The 18,231-nt window shown below is 34.2% G+C and carries 18 protein-coding genes; 6 read left to right on the forward strand and 12 right to left on the reverse strand.

From position 1 onward, the window contains the following. The first annotated feature begins 38 nt into the window (after positions 1-38). On the forward strand, positions 39-1,871 hold the full coding sequence (locus tag ACJJVT_RS04060) for a cytochrome-c peroxidase (protein WP_405396745.1): 1,833 nt from the start codon (positions 39-41) through the stop codon (positions 1,869-1,871). On the opposite strand, the gene ACJJVT_RS04065 is transcribed toward ACJJVT_RS04060, so the two are convergent. Genes ACJJVT_RS04065 through ACJJVT_RS04075 form a run of 3 tightly spaced genes read right to left on the reverse strand, consistent with a single transcriptional unit; the run spans position 1,868 to position 3,877 of the window. Continuing rightward, positions 1,868-2,632, reverse strand: a complete 765-nt coding sequence (locus tag ACJJVT_RS04065; RefSeq protein ID WP_405396748.1) for a TIGR02757 family protein — start codon at positions 2,630-2,632, stop codon at positions 1,868-1,870. The two genes, ACJJVT_RS04060 and ACJJVT_RS04065, sit on opposite strands and share 4 nt — an antisense overlap. Then, the gene (locus tag ACJJVT_RS04070) at positions 2,629-3,186 is read right to left on the reverse strand and encodes a CPBP family intramembrane glutamic endopeptidase (RefSeq protein ID WP_405396749.1); all 558 of its coding nucleotides are present in this window, start codon (positions 3,184-3,186) and stop codon (positions 2,629-2,631) included. Before ACJJVT_RS04070 ends, ACJJVT_RS04065 begins: the two co-directional genes overlap by 4 nt. Before the next feature lie 10 nt (positions 3,187-3,196). Beyond that, entirely contained in the window at positions 3,197-3,877 is a 681-nt protein-coding gene (locus ACJJVT_RS04075; protein ID WP_133687456.1) for an ABC transporter ATP-binding protein, read from the reverse strand. 216 nt (positions 3,878-4,093) lie between these two features. On the opposite strand from ACJJVT_RS04075, the gene folE reads away from it, so the two are divergent. The 4 genes from folE (at position 4,094) to ACJJVT_RS04095 (ending at position 6,834) form a co-directional block, all read left to right on the forward strand. Beyond that, positions 4,094-4,693 (forward strand): GTP cyclohydrolase I FolE, encoded by a 600-nt coding sequence (gene folE / locus ACJJVT_RS04080; protein WP_324027597.1) that lies wholly within the window; start codon positions 4,094-4,096, stop codon positions 4,691-4,693. An 80-nt stretch (positions 4,694-4,773) separates the two neighbouring features. Continuing rightward, positions 4,774-5,073 (forward strand): hypothetical protein, encoded by a 300-nt coding sequence (locus ACJJVT_RS04085; RefSeq protein WP_405396753.1) that lies wholly within the window; start codon positions 4,774-4,776, stop codon positions 5,071-5,073. Between the two features lie 54 nt (positions 5,074-5,127). Next, complete coding sequence (locus ACJJVT_RS04090) at positions 5,128-6,348, forward strand: sulfite oxidase (RefSeq protein ID WP_405396756.1); 1,221 nt, start codon at positions 5,128-5,130, stop codon at positions 6,346-6,348. Then, on the forward strand, positions 6,349-6,834 hold the full coding sequence (locus ACJJVT_RS04095; RefSeq protein WP_405396758.1) for a monoheme cytochrome C: 486 nt from the start codon (positions 6,349-6,351) through the stop codon (positions 6,832-6,834). It abuts the gene before it with no gap. Positions 6,835-6,896: 62 nt separating this feature from the next. Here ACJJVT_RS04095 and ACJJVT_RS04100 read toward each other — a convergent pair whose 3' ends face one another. The 8 genes from ACJJVT_RS04100 to ACJJVT_RS04135 form a co-directional block, all read right to left on the reverse strand. After that, positions 6,897-9,149: a TonB-dependent receptor gene (locus tag ACJJVT_RS04100; RefSeq protein WP_405396760.1), complete on the reverse strand. Its 2,253-nt coding sequence runs from the start codon at positions 9,147-9,149 to the stop codon at positions 6,897-6,899. A gap of 49 nt (positions 9,150-9,198) precedes the next feature. Continuing rightward, complete coding sequence (locus ACJJVT_RS04105; protein ID WP_405396763.1) at positions 9,199-9,525, reverse strand: hypothetical protein; 327 nt, start codon at positions 9,523-9,525, stop codon at positions 9,199-9,201. Between the two features lie 53 nt (positions 9,526-9,578). Continuing rightward, the gene (locus ACJJVT_RS04110; protein WP_405396764.1) at positions 9,579-9,896 is read right to left on the reverse strand and encodes a DUF6787 family protein; all 318 of its coding nucleotides are present in this window, start codon (positions 9,894-9,896) and stop codon (positions 9,579-9,581) included. Positions 9,897-9,926: 30 nt separating this feature from the next. After that, complete coding sequence (locus tag ACJJVT_RS04115; protein WP_405396766.1) at positions 9,927-10,391, reverse strand: DUF6146 family protein; 465 nt, start codon at positions 10,389-10,391, stop codon at positions 9,927-9,929. 68 nt (positions 10,392-10,459) lie between these two features. After that, a complete protein-coding gene (locus ACJJVT_RS04120) occupies positions 10,460-11,092 on the reverse strand; it encodes a DUF937 domain-containing protein (protein ID WP_405396767.1) in 633 nt (210 codons plus the stop codon). 69 nt (positions 11,093-11,161) lie between these two features. Next, entirely contained in the window at positions 11,162-12,112 is a 951-nt protein-coding gene (locus ACJJVT_RS04125; protein WP_405396768.1) for a D-2-hydroxyacid dehydrogenase, read from the reverse strand. A gap of 182 nt (positions 12,113-12,294) precedes the next feature. Continuing rightward, a complete protein-coding gene (gene serC, locus ACJJVT_RS04130) occupies positions 12,295-13,359 on the reverse strand; it encodes a 3-phosphoserine/phosphohydroxythreonine transaminase (RefSeq protein ID WP_405396770.1) in 1,065 nt (354 codons plus the stop codon). A 64-nt stretch (positions 13,360-13,423) separates the two neighbouring features. After that, entirely contained in the window at positions 13,424-14,494 is a 1,071-nt protein-coding gene (locus tag ACJJVT_RS04135; RefSeq protein ID WP_405396772.1) for an acyl-CoA reductase, read from the reverse strand. Positions 14,495-14,583: 89 nt separating this feature from the next. Here ACJJVT_RS04135 and ACJJVT_RS04140 point away from each other — a divergent pair, with 89 nt between their 5' ends. Next, positions 14,584-14,934 (forward strand): 4Fe-4S dicluster domain-containing protein, encoded by a 351-nt coding sequence (locus ACJJVT_RS04140; RefSeq protein WP_405396773.1) that lies wholly within the window; start codon positions 14,584-14,586, stop codon positions 14,932-14,934. A gap of 175 nt (positions 14,935-15,109) precedes the next feature. On the opposite strand, the gene ACJJVT_RS04145 is transcribed toward ACJJVT_RS04140, so the two are convergent. Continuing rightward, on the reverse strand, positions 15,110-18,229 hold the full coding sequence (locus ACJJVT_RS04145; RefSeq protein ID WP_405396775.1) for a TonB-dependent receptor: 3,120 nt from the start codon (positions 18,227-18,229) through the stop codon (positions 15,110-15,112). Positions 18,230-18,231: the final 2 nt, after the last annotated feature.

An 18,231-nucleotide genomic window follows, 5' to 3' on the forward strand; every position in this document is an offset into this window, starting at 1 on the left:
GGGAACCTTTTCTATTCATTACAATTTCAATAAATAACATGAGAGCAGTTCATAATAAATGGATTTTGATACTAATGCTGGGTATTTTTCTATCCTGTAAACATGAGGAGTCAAAACCTAAATTAATGATTACCAATAGCGAACAATCAATGTTTAATGATGCTATACGTGATTATTATTTTATTACCCTTGACAGTACTTCGCATTATATGCAACAGATAGATACCTTGAATTCTTTATTAAAAAATAAAGAGCTTTTTCTTAAAAGTAGAGCATGGTATAAAAGGGTAGAGCCAATGCTTATAGCTTACGATTATGAGAATTATGTATCTATGAATGCACCTAATTTATTAAAGGTGGAAATAGATGACCATCAAGATATTAAAATTCAAAACCCAAAGAGTTTTCAAGTTTTAGAAGAACTTTTATATGCTGAAGATGGTTTTTCTAATAAAGATTTGAATTCCGTTTTAACATACCTAAAGGTTAGAATACCTTTTATAAAAAAGAATCATATTTTAATTGCACAGCGAGATCGACATCATTTAAAAATGATTCGAGATGCTATTGTAAATATCGCAACAAAAGGCATTACCGGTTTTGATTCGCCTATGTTAGCGAATTCTCTAAATGAGGCTATTTATAATTATGAATCGATACAAAAGGTTTTAGATATTTATAAGGAAGCTTTTTATGATAAAAATTTATTCGAAGAATGGAGTGCAGAAATAGCTTCTGCCATTGCAGAATTGAAAAAAAGTGATTTTGATGAATTTGACCGTTATTCTTTTATAAAAGATCATACCAATCGTCAGCTTGAATTAGCTATGACAACAGCTCAAGATTGGGATGTTGAGTTAAGTGATTCTCGCTCATTAAACCCGAATGCTACCAGTTTATTTGAAAAGAACTTTTTTAATATGAAAATGTTCTCGATGCAAAGAGCTCCTGAAATTACAGAAGAAAGAATAGCTTTAGGGCGCCAATTGTTTAATGATAAAGCGTTGTCTAGCACTGGTACAATTAGTTGTGCTACTTGCCATATTAAAGAAAAAGCTTTTACCGACGGTCATACAAAAGCAATCGGTATTAACGGAAAAGAATTACAACGCAATTCACCCACACTAACTTATGCGGTATATCAGCGTTCATTGTTTTATGATGGTAGGGCAGACGGACTAGAAGATCAAATTGTCGGCGTTACCAATAATGAAAACGAATTTCATATCGATTTAGAACAATTGGAAGAAAAAATAAAAGAACAGCCAGTTTATAAAGTTCAATTTGATTCGCTTTACGATGGTAAAATAACCAATATGAATGCAAGAAATGCGATTGCTACCTATATTAGAAGTCTTTCTAGTTTCGATTCTAAATTTGACCGAAATATAAACGGATTAGAAGAAACCATGACTAGTGAGGAAGTTGACGGCTTTAATCTTTTTATGGGAAAAGCCGCATGTGCAACTTGCCATTTTCCACCAGCTTTTAACGGTACAGTACCTCCAAAATATATGGAGAGTGAGTTTGAGAATCTTGGGGTTCCTAAAAATGCAAGTTTTGAGAATCCTGTTTTAGATGATGATTGGGGTCAGTATTACCCATACGAAGTAGAGGAGAAGAAGCATTTCTTCAAAACGTCAACGGTACGTAATGTTGATTTAACAGGACCTTACATGCATAACGGTGTATATAAAACTTTAGAGGAAGTGGTAGAGTTTTATAATGTTGGTGGTGGATTAGGTATGGGCTTAGATGTACCGTATCAAACCTTACCGCCAGATTCTTTAAAGCTAACTGAAGTAGAATCGAAAGCAATAATCGCTTTTATGAAAACATTGACCGATCAACAATTTGAAAACCTGAATTAGAATTTTTCAAATACTCCTAATCCGAAAAGGGCAAAATCATATTTAACTGGATCCAATGGGTCCAGTTTTCTTAAGTTTTTATCTAATTCTGCAAGTGCTTTTGCATCATTTTGCTTCCGTTTTAGAAGTCCTAGTTTTCGGGCTACATTACCAGAGTGAACGTCTAATGGACAGGATAATTTTGAGGGATTAATATTTTCCCAGATGCCGAAATCTACATTGGTAGAAGCGTCTCTTACCATCCACCGTAAAAACATGTTTATTCTTTTTGCGGCAGAACCTTTTAATGGATCAGAAACATGCTTTGTGGTACGTTGCTCATACGGTAATTCAAAAAATATTTTCTTGAATTCTGAAATTGTGGGCTGTAAGCTGTCCTTGCCTTGATGTTTTGTAAAAACACCTTCTAAACCCTTATGATTGGTGTAAATGTTTTTAAGACTCTGAATAAAATAGGTAAGATCAATGTCATTGAAAGTTCTATGAACGAATCCGGCTAAATTTTCAAGATTTTCATCGGCATGGTTTAGTACAAAGTCATACGGACTTTGCCCCATTCTTTCCATAAGTTTATGCGAATTATTAATAATGCTTTTTCTGTTTCCCCAAGCTATGGTAGCGGTTAAAAAAGCACTTATTTCAATGTCTTCTTTTGATGTAAAAAGATGTGGAATCTGTATAGGATCTGTTTCTAAGAATTCAGGATTATTATACTGAATAACCTTCTCGTCTAAGAATACTTTTAATTCACTTTTTGTCATTCAATGGGGATATCTAAAATTTGCATTATCAGTATGGGTACTATCAGCACCATATTGTAACAAGCATGCAGTGCCATTGACCAAACTAGTCCGAATTTAACGCGTATAAATCCTAATAGAAAACCAACACCAATTTGCGGAGCGACCAATAATGGTGAAAACAGTAATACTTGCGTGCTCAGTTCAAAATTACTAATGTGCATGAAGCCGAAAGCGATGGTAAATGCATAAAAGACTATTTTGAAATAATTAGCATCTTTGAAAAACACAAGTGGTCCTCTAAATAATAGTTCTTCAAAAAATGGCGCAATCACTACAGCTAAAAAGAAAATAAGCGCTATTGAATAGTTATCGAACAAATCGTCCATCGCATGTTTGCCCATCTCAAGTTGAAGTAGATTTTCAGCTAAACTGGCAACTATCAATAGCACAATACTTATGCATAATGCTATAAGCAATAATTTAAAAAAAGTTCTTAATTTGTTCGAGAATGAAGTTGTAATATCCTGTTCATAAACCGGATTCTTTGCAAATAATAAAAGTTCTTCTAGCATTTGTTTTCCCTTATGCTAAAATGATTTCTTTATCTACAATTTTACCATCTACCATGGTTAGTTTTCTGTCTGCCATTTCTGCCAGTTCGCTGTTATGGGTAACGATAACAAAGGTTTGTCCGAATTTTTCTCGCAATTCAAAAAACAACTTGTGAAGATTATCGGCACTTTCAGAATCTAAATTTCCACTAGGTTCATCAGCAAAGATTATCGATGGGTTGTTGATCAAGGCTCTGGCAACTGCTACGCGTTGCTGTTCTCCGCCAGATAACTCAGACGGCTTATGATTATAGCGATGCGACAGACCTAAGAACTCTAATAACTCTTTTGCTCTAGCTTCTGCTTCTGCTTTAGGCGTCTTTTTTATGAATGCAGGTAAGCATACATTTTCAATGGCTGTAAATTCTGGAAGCAATTGATGAAATTGAAAGATGAAACCAATATGTTCATTTCTAAATTTTGCTAAATCTTTATCATTAAGATTGGTAGTTTCTATATTATTGATAAGTAGCGTACTATCCTTACGGTTCGATTGAACATCTAAAGTTCCAAGAATTTGTAATAATGTGGTCTTTCCTGCACCAGAGGCACCAACAATAGAAACGATTTCGCCCTTTTTAATATGAAGATCAACACCTTTAAGAACTTCTAATTCTCCGTAATATTTATGAATGTTAGAAGCTTTTATCATATGAAAGTTTGTGTTTAGTGTATTATTATGCTGAAATTCAAAATTAATGAAAAAGGAGCACGCTAAAAATAGTATTTCTCTTTAAGTTGCGTTTACTACTAATATGCAGCATTAAATGGATCAAGATTTATTTATGAAATATTTATGTTGGATGATAAAAGAAAATGCTAAATTTGTTCAACTTAAATTTAATTAGGTTAAACACAAATATAATTTATGTCCCCATATAGAAATTTAGAAGAGTACAATCTTGAAATTACCGATGAAGTTAAAAGCAGGTATTCATCGATTATTGAAGAAATTGGCGAAGATGTAGAAAGGGAAGGTTTGGTTAAAACCCCAGAACGTGCAGCTAAAGCTATGTTATTTTTAACTCAAGGGTATCAACAAGATCCTGTAGAGATTTTAGAAGGGGCAATGTTCAAAGAAGATTATGATGATATGGTTATTATAAAGGATATTGAATTGTATTCTTTATGCGAACACCATATGTTACCATTTTTTGGTAAAGCACATATTGCATATATACCTAATGGTCAAATTGTTGGCTTAAGTAAAATACCTCGTGTAGTAGATGTTTTTGCAAGAAGATTACAGGTGCAAGAAAGGCTAACTCACGATATATTAGAGTGCATCAATAATACCTTGAAACCAAAAGGTGTTGCGGTTGTAATTGAAGCATCGCACATGTGTATGATGATGCGTGGTGTTCAGAAACAAAATTCGGTAACTACCACATCAGGATTTAGAGGTCAGTTTGAAAAGATTGAAACCAGAAATGAATTCTTGAAATTAATTAGTGCAAAACTTTCTTAGAAGGTTTTAAATCCTCTTTTTATTTTTTAAAATTTGGCATCTTTGTTGCATTCTTAAGTTAGAATAACTAATTTTTCAATATGTCAATTTTAAAAGATAAAAAATACAAGCAACTTTTTATGGGCTTGCTTTTTGACGGTATAGGTATGCTGTCTTTTGTTATACCATTTGTAGGTGAATTTTCAGATATAGTTTGGGCGCCCCTTGCTGGTTGGCTCATGACCAGAATGTATAAAGGTAAGGTAGGGCAAGCTGCAGGTGCATTTACTTTCTTAGAAGAGATTATACCAGGGTTTGATATTATACCATCATTTACACTTATGTGGTTATATACTTACGTTTTTAAGGCTGCTAAAAAAGGACAAACAATAGAAGTCTAAATCTTACTTTTAATTTTATTAAATACCTTAACTTTAACTCAAATAACTTGAGTTTTGAAGAGAAGAAATTTTGTCGCAAAATCTAGTTTAGGCGGTCTAGCTGCCTTATTAGGTGTAGATATAGTTTATAAAAATGTAATGCCAGCTGGTTACACTCCTGTAGCCCTACAAGATTCAGATCCATTCAAATTATTCAATAAGGACAAAGGGATGGTCGTTTTAAACGATAAACCTTGGAATATAGAAGCTCAAGCACATCTCTTAGATGATAAAGTAACACCCAACAAATCTATATTTATTAGAAATAACGGACTCATTCCTGAAGAAATTGATGTTGAAAACTGGACGCTCACCATAGATGGCGAATCTGTCCAACAAGAAAAAAAGTACTCCCTTGCAGAACTCAAATCCAAATTTAAACATCACACCTATCAATTAACCCTTGAATGTGGTGGTAATGGTAGAAGTGAATTTGACCCACCGGCGAAGGGTAATCAATGGACCATTGGTGCCGTTTATTGTGCAAGCTGGACAGGTATTAGATTACGAGATGTTTTAGAAGATGTAGGTATTAAGGACGATGCCGTTTACTTTGGTTATCATGCTGCAGATGTACATTTAAGTAGAGACCCAACAAAAGAACCAATTTCTAGAGGTGCACCAATGTCAAAGGCATTGCAAGACGAAACTATATTAGCCTTTAAAATGAACGGAGAGGATATTCCTTTAGCCCACGGTTATCCGTTACGGGTAATTGCTGGTGGTTGGCCAGCTTCGGTTTCTGGAAAATGGTTAAAGCGAATTAGTATTAGAAATATAGTTCATGATGGAACTAAAATGACGGGTACGGCTTATAGAGTTCCATGTAAACCCGTTGCTCCTGGTGAGAAAGTGGCAGATGAAGATATGTGTATCATAGAATCTATGCCGGTTAAGTCTTTAATTACATATCCTAAGTCTGGAGCTACACTATCAAAAGGAAAGAAATTGAATATTAGAGGGCATGCATGGGCTGGTGAATTGGAAGTTGCTAAAATGGAATATTCTATAGATTTTGGTGCCACATGGAACAACTGTACCATTGAAAAACCTGCGAACCGTTTAGCTTGGCAACATTTCTCTGCAGAAATTTCATTTCCTAAAGAAGGGTATTACGAGGTTTGGGCAAAAGCTACAGATACTAATGGTGCTGGCCAGCCAATGTTATTACCAGGATGGAACCCCAAAGGATATTTAAATAATGCTTGTCATAGAATAGCTGTAAAAATCGCATAGATGAAAAAGCAAAATAATGACAATCAGAAACGAAATTTTCAAAGACTGTATAGAAAGATAATATTAGCAAGTGTTATTGTGGCTATTGGAGGTATTGCTTTGATATACTTTATTTTAAATCCTAGTCTACCTGCTTTCAAAGGAAACGAACCAGAAACGGAAATTGTTGAAATATCAGTTGAAGATGACTTTGATAAAATAGAAAATGGAATTCATGTAAGTACTGGATTTATAGAGGCACCAGGTATGACAGAGACTATTCAGAACTGTACTAATTGCCATTCTTCTAAATTGGTCATTCAAAATAGAATGAATGCGGAACGCTGGAAATCTACCATTAAGTGGATGCAAGAAACTCAAAACCTTTGGGATTTAGGTGAGAACGAAACTATTATCATTAATTATCTAGTAACCAATTATCCGCCAAAAAAAGTGGGTAGGAGAGCGGTTTTAACAGATGTTGATTGGTATCAATTAGAAGAATAATAAAAAAAAGAGCTTGATCAACTGCATGCAGTATCAAGCTCTTTTATAGGTTGAAAAAAAGTTTATAGAGGTATACTAATACCTAAATTAATGTTTCTTCCAATATTAGATATTCCATCAGTTTTAAGTCTCGATAGATGCGATATATATTCTTTATCTAAGATGTTATTTGCACTTAACTTTAAATCGATAGGTTGATTTGAAATAGTTATTGTGGCTCCTAACCCTAAGTTTAAAAGGGAATAGCCTTTAGATGAAGTTTCAAAATCGCTTACTTTATTCTGTGCGAAATAAGATTTTAGGGTTAGAAACCCATATCCATTATTAAAGCTTTCACTGATTTTATTAAACTCGAATCGCAAGGTATTTGCCCAATTATTAGCAGGTATTAATGGAAGATTACCATTACTATTTAATTTTCCGGTCACGGTAGAGAAATTACTTTCCATATGTAACCAATCTAATGGGTGTGGGTGATAATGTATACCTGCTTCACCACCATAAAGATTTGCATCTTGTTGTTGATATAAAAAAACAGCATCACCATCTAAGGTCGTTCCATTCGGTTCTAAATAAATATATTCTGAAATGGAATTGTAAAATCCGTTGACATAGAATTCAAAATGCTCATTTGAAAATTCAAAAGCCAAATCGGTCTGTATATTTCTTTCATTATTTAAATTGGCATTTCCTACTTCAAATCTATTCGTTCCTTCATGTGAACCGTTAGAAGTTAATTCAGCTAGGTTAGGGGCTCTAAAGCCAGAGGCTACATTTAAACGGGCAATAAAATTTTTTGAAACATCTAATTTATATCCTGCGGCAATATTAAAACTATTGAAACTTCTATCTACAGTTTCTATAAAGCCTTCTTCACCTGCTGTGCCTGATGCTTCAGCATCAATACTTCTTCTATCATAGCGAACGCCAATTTGAAAATCGCTTTTGTTTAAATGAATGTGAGAAGTAGCTAATAGACCGATATCATTTGTCGTAGCATCTGGTATTAATATCTCTTCACCGTAATTGCTATTTTTTTGATTCATGCCCTGTAAACCTATTATAGTCTCTACTGCACCTATTTTAGGCATATTATATTGTAGATTATAACTAAGGGTTTCAAGTTTCATATCTAATGCGGCGCCTTCTTCTTCATGTTCTTCTTCTTCTTCTTCTTCTTCGTGATGATGGTCTTCGAATTCTTTTCTATCATTTCGTGTATATCCAATAATAGCTTGAAGACTAGAATTGTTAAAGTAGAAATTAGATTTAGAACTTATGATATGGCTGGTAATGTCTTGAAACGGTTCAACAGCAGTTCGGCTGGTTGTTTGTTCGCCAATTTCTTCTGGTATACCTAATTCAGAATTATTGTAATTGTATCGTAATTCTGTTTTAAAATGCGATAATTGATACGCTAAACCTGTTTTTAAATCTTTTTCATTGAATCTAGAGTTAGTTACTCTTTCATCGTTGCCAGTTTTATAATCAACATGAGAACTACCGCCAGCTCTAAGTAGAAATTTTACCTTTTCTGAAGAAGCCTTAAATCCAGCATTTCCATTATAACCTTGTGTATTGCTAAAGTAATTTAAATTAAGGTCACCTTCTATATCATTAGAATTTGCAAATTTTTCAGGATTCAAATATAATACCCCGCCAAGTGCATCTGAGCCGTATAATAAAGATGCGGGCCCTTTTATAACCTCTACACTTTCTATACCTGCATCACTTATACCTAAGCCATGTTCATCACCAAATTGTTGATTCTCTAAACGAATACCTTGGGTATACGTAAGTACTCTATTAGAGCTTAGACCACGTATAACAGGTTTGCCAATTCCAACGCCTGTAGATACACTTTCAACACCTGGTATAGTTGTAATACCTTCAGAGAGATTGATAGCGCCAGTAGATTTTAAATCTTTAATGCTGGTCCTTTCAACCTTCATTACGTTTTCACGTTGTAGTTTGTGAAACGGTGTAGATACAATTACCTCTTCCATCTCTATAGCACTTGGCGCTAAATCTAGAGATAGTTGGGTATTAGTACTATTAATTTCAACAGTTTGTGAATAGGTTTGAAAGCCTATAAAAGAAATTACTATTTTAAATTTACCTAAAGGCAAATTATTGATTTCATAATAACCATCAGCATTTGTAACCGTTCCTTTTTCTAATTGAGGAAAATAAATTGAGACCTGTTCTAAAGGTGTTTGGTCATCTTTACTATTAATAGTACCCTGTAATGTGTTTTGTGCGAATGCAAATTGTGCAAACAATGCGAACAGCATCGTTATATAAATATTTTTCATATAAAATTGTATTAAGATTTTTAGACTTTACCGTGTTTGAAATGAAATCTTAACAGGTAGGTGGTCCTCTTAATACAAAATGAAGTTGCTGATATTTGCTTAAAAAGTGGTAATTATTTATAATAGCTTCGGTGATAGAAACCATTGCCATAAAATCTGGGTAAACAAAATCTGGGTAAAATAATGAAGCTAACTGATAATGTTCGAACTCGCAATCGAACTCAACTGCATGAATATGTAATTCTTTAGAGACACATTGTAAATCTTCATGTTCATATAATGCATGTGAAATTTTTACAATATAAGGACCTAATAATCCTGCCAAAAGAAAAATGGCAATAACCGGATATAGTATTCTTTCCTTTAGAAAAAGCATATCTACAAATCTAAGTAATAAGAGTACTCTAGAACTGTTAATGAAGTATTAAATTAACCGATCAGAAATCCAAGTCCTAATCTTTTGAGCATCTTTTTCTCAAAAGCCCAAAAGAATTTGAATTGCCCAAATAACCAGCCATATATTACCAATAGTATCTGATAAAAGGGGAAAATTAATAGAATTCGTAAAATCCAATACATTGTTGTTCCCCACCACGCATCTGGAAAATTAGCTTGTTGTAAGCCAATTAAATTTAAAAAAGGTTTTGCCACAAAGACAGAAGATGACCCGGTAATGGAAAAAACAATAAAAATAATTGTTAATTGAAAATTGCTGGTAACGCCCCAACGCTCTTTTAATTTTTGCATGACATGTGTTGAATGCCGCAAATATACTTTTTAAATACGGGGTACAAAAGGACCTAAACGTTGATTATATTTTCTTTGAAAATAGATGAAGTAATTATAAAGTTTGTAATTAACCTCATACCCATAATCTATTTGATTTGAGTAATCTATGCGTAATTCATATAAATTGGGGTCAAATCTAGATGGCTGCATAACTCTGTTATTCCATTCTACAACCATGATGTAATTTCTATTTTCAAGAAAATTTTGAGAATAATATCCTTCTGGTTTAGCAACGGAACTTAGCCAAACATTAAAGCCTGGTTCTATAATAATGATTTCATATTCAGTTTTGTCACTTGAGATAGTAATGGTGTCACCTTGTACTTGATTAAAAGCCTGTTCTTCATTATTCGAAATAGATAAAGGTTCTTTTGATGCGCCACAATTAAGTAGAAGTAAAGAAATTGTGCTTAAAATGAGGATGATAAAAAAAGAGGTGTATTTCGTTTTCATAATATATAAGATACAAAAAAACCCGCTTGCAGTTGCAAGCGGGTTATATAAATAGAATCTTTAAATTTTTATTTACCGAAAAGACCTCCTAAAAGACCTCCGATTCCACCACTACTTTTATTACCACCCATTACCATGCCGGCAACGTCGTCTAGTATGCTACCATCGCCATCTGCATCTAACAAAGTAGTAATTAAGCTTTGGTTTTCTTGTGGTTGCCCACCTAGCATGCTACCTAAAAGTGCATTCATACCTGTACCATCACTTACGTTACTTTGTGCAGTTTGCTTTCCGATCATTCCCATAACTATAGGAGCGGCCATTTTCAAAATAGAAGCTACTGAACCTGCATCTATACCAGATTTAGCACTAAGGGCACTTTCCACTTGAGGTTGTTTGTCTCCAAATACATGACCCAAAATACCAGCACCGTCTGCCATTACACTATCATCAACACCGCCGCCAAAAAGACCGCCTAAGTTATCTAAGATACCACCATTATGATTACTAGATAATGCGCTCATTAACCCTTGAGCACCTTCTGGAGTAGATACATTTTTTTTCATTGCACCAAGAATAAGTGGCATAGCCATACTTAGTACATTTGCGGTTTTATCTGCTGGTTGGTTTGTTTGACCTGCAACTCCACTAATTAATTGTTGCCCCATTGGGCTATTTAATAAATCTAATAATCCTGCCATTGTAATAGTTAATTTAATGTTTACATTGTAAAATACGAAAAAGAGACCAGAATATTGCCTTTTAAGCCTCTATTTTAATAGCGATATAATTTGGTCGGCCAATTCTAGTCCGATTCTTTCTTGAGCTTCTAGAGTTGCAGCACCAATATGAGGTGTTAACGATATACTAGAATGCATCAATAATTTAATTTCTGGTGTTGGTTCAGATTCATAAACATCTAACCCAGCAAAGGCAACAGAGCCATTTTCTAATGCTTCAATTAGAGCTACTTCATCCAATACTCCGCCTCTGGCTGCATTTACGATACCTACTCCCTTTTTCATTTGAGAGAATTCTGTTTTACCTAGCACATAGTTGTCTTGACCGGGTATATGCAACGATATATAATCCGCTTGTTTCAACAAGTCTTCTTTCGCTGTATTCTTTAAATTGAATGTCACTTTCTGACCGTCGAAAAAAGAAAGTTCAATATCGGTTTGTTCTATTTCTGGGTCACAATACACAACGTTCATACCCGCGCCAATAGCAAGTTTTGCCGTTGCTTGACCAATATTACCGAAGCCGAATAAACCTAAAGTTTTGCCTCTAAGTTCTGTACCTTTTGAATACGATTTTTTAAGACCTTTAAAGTTGCTATCACCCTCTAAAGGCATATTTCTATTGGCATCATATAAAAAACGTGCGCCACCAAAAAGATGGGCAAATACTAATTCTGCCACAGATTCTGACGATGCCGCAGGCGTGTTGATAATATGAATGTCTTTAGACTTTGCGTAATCAACATCAATATTATCCATGCCAACACCACCTCTGCCTATTAATTTTAGGGTAGGGCAGGCATCTATTAAATCTTTTCTAACCTTAGTGGCACTTCGTACTAGTAAGGCATCGATTTTATGTTCGTTTATATAATTTGCTAACTGTTCTTGTGCAACAGTTGTCGTTAAAACTTCAAATCCTGATTTCTCTAAAGCGTCAATGCCATTTTGAGAAATACCATCATTTGCTAATATCTTCATATGTTTTACTCGATTACCGAGATTTTAATGCTCCGATGTTTTCTTGTCCACTCTGTTCGGGTAGATATCAAAAAATCACGTAGGCTCACTTAGAAATACTCCGTGAGTTTATCTCGAATTATTTTATTGAAAGTTAAATACTGATTGAAATGTAAATCAATAATGATAATCGTTTGAATTGATTATCCTTTACGTTCCATTTCACTCATTACATCAACCAATACACCAACACTTTCAAGAGAAAGTGCGTTGTACATGCTAGCTCTGTAGCCGCCAACAGAACGGTGACCGTTTAAACCATTAATACCAGCTTCTTTTAGCATGTTATCAAATGTCGTTTTTAAAACTTCATCTGTAATGTTAAAGGTTGCATTCATTAACGATCTATCTTCAATATTTGCATAACCTTCAAAGACAGGGTTTAAATCTATTTCAGAATATAACAATCTTGCTTTTTTCTCATTTTCTTCTTCAATAGCTGCTATACCTCCCAGATTTTTCAACCATTCTAAAGTTAGCATAGAAGTGTATACCGCAAATACTGGCGGAGTATTGAACATACTATCTTTTGCAATATGCGTTTGATAGTTAAGCATAGAAGGGACTTTTCTAGAAACTTTCCCTAATATATCATCTTTTACTATTACTAAAGTAGTACCTGCAGGACCCATGTTTTTTTGTGCTCCGGCGTATATTAAATCGAACTGAGAAAAATCCATAGTTCTAGAAAAAATATCAGAACTCATATCACAAACTAAAGGACAATCAGTTTTTGGAAATTTCTTAAACTGTGTTCCGAATATGGTATTGTTTGAAGTTATATGTAAGTAATCTAATCCAGATGGCACAGAATAGCCTTTAGGGATGTATTTGAAATTTTCATCTTTAGATGACCCAACTTCAACAACCTCTCCAAATAATTTAGCTTCTTTAATTGCTTTGTCGCTCCAAGTACCGGTATTTAAATAACCAGCTTTTGTTTCCAACAAATTATATGCAACCATTAAAAACTCTAAGCTCGCGCCACCTTGAAGAAAAAGGGCAGTATAGCCTTTATCTTTTAAGTCAAGTAGTTCTAAAGCCAATGATCTTGCGTTTTCCATTACGGCAACAAAATCTTTACTTCTGTGCGAAATCTCAATAAGAGAAAGCCCCGAACCGTTGAAGTCCATAACCGCTTCAGAAGCTTTTAACAATACTTCTTTTGGCAGTATACAAGGACCAGCGCTAAAATTATGTTTTTTCATTTTGTTTGTAATTTAAGGATGCAAATGTCAGGATTTTTTAAGAATTTTCAGTCAGGATGACCATTTAATTCAAAGATGTTCTCAACAAGAAATCAACCGTATCGATACCATCTGCATAATCGTTTAACGAAGGTTTTTGTGTTTGCCCGAATGATATCTCACCTTCCATGACGCCAGATGAGACTATGCACTGAATTTTATCTTCCTCGTTATTTAGATATTTTTTTAAAGTAGGAATGTCTTCATAATATTCGTAAAACAAAGAAGCAATAGGGGATCCAAAGCTTTTTTCTTCTTTTAAAATCAAGAATCCGTTATCTAAGATTTTGAATTCACTCATCAAATAAACGGCCTTGTTATAATCATAATTGTTGGCGTATTTATTGTGATTTATAATATCACTGTAGGGAAACATAGCTTTGAAAAATGTATCAATATTATATTCTTTCGGAATATAGATTTTTGAAACGCTTCTGCATCCTAATCCAAAATACCTGAAAATATCTTCACCAAGTGCGGTTAATTCTTCAGTAGTCTCCTTGCCTGTTAATACGGCTACAGAATTTCTGTTTTTACGAATTATATTAGGTTTTTTACCGAAATAAAATTCAAAGTATCTGGCGGTATTATTACTGCCGGTTGCTATTACGGCATCATAGTTTTCAAGCTTTTCTTTTGTAAAGGTTACCCTGTCTTTAAAAAAAGGTTCAATTTCTATAAGATAATCAATAAGCAGTGGGATAAGTTTCTGGTCATTACTAGATAGCTTTACCAATGCTTTATTTCCTGTAACCAATACGCATAGTAGGTCATGAAACCCTACTAGAGGAATATTACCAGCCATTATCAGTGCTACCGTTTTTTCTTCATTGGTGTCAATATCATATGCATTTAACCAATTTTCTAGATTGCTGCGGGTTAATGTATTTGACCATTCTTTAAAAGCATGAACAACATTTTCTTCTGAAAACCACCCGTTATAATGTTGCGCCCTTTCGGCTTCAGTTTTAAAACGCTCGATCCATTTGTCATTTAAGTGATCAGAAATGGTGTTTGATGTGATTAATCCACAAAATGTACTTAGAAAATTTCCAAGTTTAACAAAAGCTTCTATACTAAGGTTGCTATGGGTCATTATATTTGTATACTAATTCGGTAGGAATTACCTTTGTGCAAAAATAAGCATGCCCGTTCTTTTTTGGGCATTTTAATGTAGAAGAAATTATGGCAATAATAATAACAGAGGAATGTATAAATTGTGGAGCTTGTGAACCAGAATGTCCGAACACTGCAATATATGAAGGTGCAGATGAATGGCGTTATAGTGATGGTACCTCTTTAAAGGGTGGTGTTGTATTGCCTGACGGTAAGCAAGTTGATGCTGATGAAGTTCAAGAACCTATAAGTGATGAAGTTTATTACATCTCACCTGATAAATGTACAGAATGTATGGGCTTTCACGAAGAACCACAATGTGCAGCAGTTTGCCCTGTTGATTGTTGTGTACCTGATGATGACCATGTAGAAACTGAAGAAGTGCTTTTAGCGAAGCAACGTTTCATGCACCCAGAGTAAAAATTATATTTATTTTCTTGAGGATTTAGAATTCTTGAGATTAAAATGTGAGTAGAAAGTAACATACTATTAATTGAATTATTAGCAAAACTTAGAAATCACTTAACATACTTATATTAAATAAAAAAAGCTACCTAAATTAATAGGTAGCTTTTTTATTAAAACTAAATCAAAACTAAAATTTATAATTCAACGATAGGTTGAACATTGTGCCTAACTGGCTAAAGTGATACCCATCATATGTCATTTGAGAATAACGTTGGTTGAAAGTAATCAAGTTAGATTGGTTTTGAGTCTGAGCTGGATCAGCTAGAATAGCATCTCCTGCAGCATTTTGAGAAACAAAATTCCATTCAGGTAATACATTTAACAAGTTGTTGATGTTAAGTGCAATAGTCAATTTATCAGTTGCGCTAAAATTAACTCCTAAATCAGTAACTACTTTAGGGTCAAATTCAGTACCAAGGTTGAAATTACCATTTGCATCAGTACTTAAACCTTGTTGGAAGAAGCTTGTTTTACCAAATAAGGTGTTGTTCAGAGAAAAACCGAATTTATTTATCTCGTAATTAGCTCCTAAAATCCATTTAGTCTTAGGTCTTGAAGTAAAGAATAAAGCTTCTTGAGTTTGGTTTACTACAGATTGACCTGAATTGGCAACTAAGTCAATATTATTTACAGGTCCGTCAAGTTCATTTTGAATAGTATAGTTACCAGATAAGTTTAAATCTAAACTTCCTTCACCAATTTCAATTCCTTTATAGGCAAGAACAACATCAATACCAGAAGTCTTCGTGTCTATTGCATTTGAAAAGAAACTAACATCACTTAAGTTGTTGTTTGCTAAAAGAACATCTAAAGGATTTGTTGGGTCACCACTACCTCCGATTTCATTACCTAATACAATTCTATCTTTTACTTTAATGTTGTAATAATCTAAAGTATAGCTGAATTTGTTAGCTATTTTACCGCCAAAACCAATAGTAAAGTTAGTAGATGTTTCAGCATCTAATTGAGGTATACCTAATAATTTAGCTTGAGTAGATACATTGTTGATTAAACCACCAACTTGAATACCTTGCCCTGGCACAAAACTATACTGCGCTTTTTGAGTATAGATTTGGTGTAGGGTAGGTGCTCTAAATCCAGAAGATATAGAACCTCTTAATGTAAATGCATCACTAAACTTATAGCGAGAACTAAATTTATAAATGAAAGTGTTTCCGAAATCTGAATAGTTTTCAGTTCTAACAGTACCGCTTAATAAAAAAGCATCGGTAACATCATAATCTAAACTTAAATATCCACCAATATTGTATCGGTTGAATTTACCAGAGTTTTGAGGAGAGGCACCTGCAAATGAATCTGCACCACCACCATCATAAGAAGCTAATTCACCTTCTATAATTTCAAAAGTCTCAGTTCTAAACTCAGCACCGACACCAATACTTACTTTATCAGATAATAATCTTGAAATATCAATGTTACCAACGTTGTGAGAGAATCTTGTTCCTCCTGGATCAAATGATTGCTGACTATTTTCTCTATAAAGCTCAGAACCTTCTGTAATTTCACCATCGTCAACAGAACCGTTGCCATTTGCATCTATAAATACTGACGGAGAATAAACAACATTTCTGTTGTGAGTATTGTTCACTTTGTACGTTTGAGTGTTTCCACCAGTTGTAAAACTTGCATCAAGATTCCAATCGTTTATAACTGATTTAAATCCAACTGTTGCGTTGTAATCACTAAGTTCTCCTTCAAATGTTGGAACATAACCATCATAACCACCAGCGTTGTTTGGATTGTTTCCTGGGAAGAAATCTGCCAAGTATGGAAAATCCTCAACAGTTCTCCAATAAGGAGTTCTGTAGTTTGCGAAACTATTTACAGCCTTGTAAACATATGCAGCATTACCATACATTGATGTGTTTTCACTTAATTCATAACCTAAGTTAAGTGAGAATTTAGCAGCGGCAGTTTCTGGAGATCCATTGATATTTCCAGCGTCTGGTGTTCTAGAAAGAAATTCTTGAACATCTGCAATGTCTGCACCAAAATCACCAGCTTCACCAGCAGCATCAACAGTACCTGGTCTGTTTGCTTGATTTACTTTAGATAAGTCAATAGTATAGTTTATAAAACCTTTGTCTTCGCCAATAGCAGAACCATTGTTTAAAGAAACACCGAACATTTCACCATCGCCTTCAGAAGTGATTCCTGTTCTAATAGTAGCAGAACCTTCGTTAGGAGAATCTTTTAATATAATATTCATTACACCAGCAATTGCATCAGAACCATATTGTGCAGAAGCACCATCACGTAAGATTTCAACTCTTTTAATCGCATCCGTTGGTATGGCTGAAATGTCAGCACCCGTTTCACCACGACCTGGAGATGTTTGCGTATATAATAAGGCACTTAAGTTTTTACGCTTACCATTAATCAATATTAATGTTCTAGATGGCCCCATGTTTCTAATTTCATAAGGATCCAATAAAGATGTTGCATCATTTACAGGAGTTTGTACCGTGTTAAAAGATGGTATTTTATATTGTAATGCTTTATCAAAAGTAGCTTGACCTGTAGAACTTAAATCTTTAGCTCCAATTACATCTACTGGTAACGGCGTGTCAGCATTACTTCTAGGTGCAGTACGAGAACCTACAACTATAAATTCGTCTAGTTGCATACCTTCCGATAGCTGAACGTTAATGGTGTTTTTACCTGCAGTAGAGACTTCTTGAGTTGCAAATCCGATATAGCTAAATACTAATTTTGTATCATCAGTTACATTTATAGTATAGTTTCCATCAAAATCTGAAGTTGTACCGTTAGTTGTACCTTTTTCAACAATGTTAACTCCTGCTAATGGCATTCCAGAATCGTCTGTTACTTTACCGGTAATGCTATTTTGAATTTTTTCATTCAAAGTCAAAGCAGTAATGCCGTTTGTAGCTGAATTGATTTTTAGAATCTTTGCTCTCTCTGGTTTTTTGTGGTAAACAACATAATACTTGTTACCTAAATATTCAAAATCGAAACTAGTCTTGCGCTCTAGTTTGTTGATGATTTTATCTAATACTGGGAATTTGTACTCCTCAGGATTTAAACTGGTGCTTGATACCAGTGTAGGGTTGTAAGTAAAAAACACTTCGTGTTTTGCACTGATCTCATTAAGAAAATCGCTTAGGGTTACGTTTTCTTTGAGTTCATTCGCTGCCTTTGCACTGGTAATGCTTGAAAAAAGCATTACTGCAAGCAGCAATTTCATTAGTTTGTTCGTTCTCATAA

Source organism: Maribacter sp. Asnod2-G09, from assembly GCF_045063795.1.
Taxonomy (GTDB): domain Bacteria; phylum Bacteroidota; class Bacteroidia; order Flavobacteriales; family Flavobacteriaceae; genus Maribacter.

Excerpts from the sequence above, each read along its gene's own strand:
- ACJJVT_RS04060 (WP_405396745.1), top strand. The coding sequence starts at position 39 with ATGAGAGCAGTTCATAATAAATGGATTTTGATACTAATGCTGGGTATT.
- ACJJVT_RS04065 (WP_405396748.1), bottom strand. The coding sequence starts at position 2,632 with ATGACAAAAAGTGAATTAAAAGTATTCTTAGACGAGAAGGTTATTCAG.
- ACJJVT_RS04070 (WP_405396749.1), bottom strand. The coding sequence starts at position 3,186 with ATGCTAGAAGAACTTTTATTATTTGCAAAGAATCCGGTTTATGAACAG.
- ACJJVT_RS04075 (WP_133687456.1), bottom strand. The coding sequence starts at position 3,877 with ATGATAAAAGCTTCTAACATTCATAAATATTACGGAGAATTAGAAGTT.
- folE (WP_324027597.1), top strand. The coding sequence starts at position 4,094 with ATGTCCCCATATAGAAATTTAGAAGAGTACAATCTTGAAATTACCGAT.
- ACJJVT_RS04085 (WP_405396753.1), top strand. The coding sequence starts at position 4,774 with ATGTCAATTTTAAAAGATAAAAAATACAAGCAACTTTTTATGGGCTTG.
- ACJJVT_RS04095 (WP_405396758.1), top strand. The coding sequence starts at position 6,349 with ATGAAAAAGCAAAATAATGACAATCAGAAACGAAATTTTCAAAGACTG.
- ACJJVT_RS04100 (WP_405396760.1), bottom strand. The coding sequence starts at position 9,149 with ATGAAAAATATTTATATAACGATGCTGTTCGCATTGTTTGCACAATTT.
- ACJJVT_RS04105 (WP_405396763.1), bottom strand. The coding sequence starts at position 9,525 with ATGCTTTTTCTAAAGGAAAGAATACTATATCCGGTTATTGCCATTTTT.
- ACJJVT_RS04110 (WP_405396764.1), bottom strand. The coding sequence starts at position 9,896 with ATGCAAAAATTAAAAGAGCGTTGGGGCGTTACCAGCAATTTTCAATTA.
- ACJJVT_RS04115 (WP_405396766.1), bottom strand. The coding sequence starts at position 10,391 with ATGAAAACGAAATACACCTCTTTTTTTATCATCCTCATTTTAAGCACA.
- ACJJVT_RS04120 (WP_405396767.1), bottom strand. The coding sequence starts at position 11,092 with ATGGCAGGATTATTAGATTTATTAAATAGCCCAATGGGGCAACAATTA.
- ACJJVT_RS04125 (WP_405396768.1), bottom strand. The coding sequence starts at position 12,112 with ATGAAGATATTAGCAAATGATGGTATTTCTCAAAATGGCATTGACGCT.
- serC (WP_405396770.1), bottom strand. The coding sequence starts at position 13,359 with ATGAAAAAACATAATTTTAGCGCTGGTCCTTGTATACTGCCAAAAGAA.
- ACJJVT_RS04135 (WP_405396772.1), bottom strand. The coding sequence starts at position 14,494 with ATGACCCATAGCAACCTTAGTATAGAAGCTTTTGTTAAACTTGGAAAT.
- ACJJVT_RS04140 (WP_405396773.1), top strand. The coding sequence starts at position 14,584 with ATGGCAATAATAATAACAGAGGAATGTATAAATTGTGGAGCTTGTGAA.
- ACJJVT_RS04145 (WP_405396775.1), bottom strand. The coding sequence starts at position 18,229 with ATGAGAACGAACAAACTAATGAAATTGCTGCTTGCAGTAATGCTTTTT.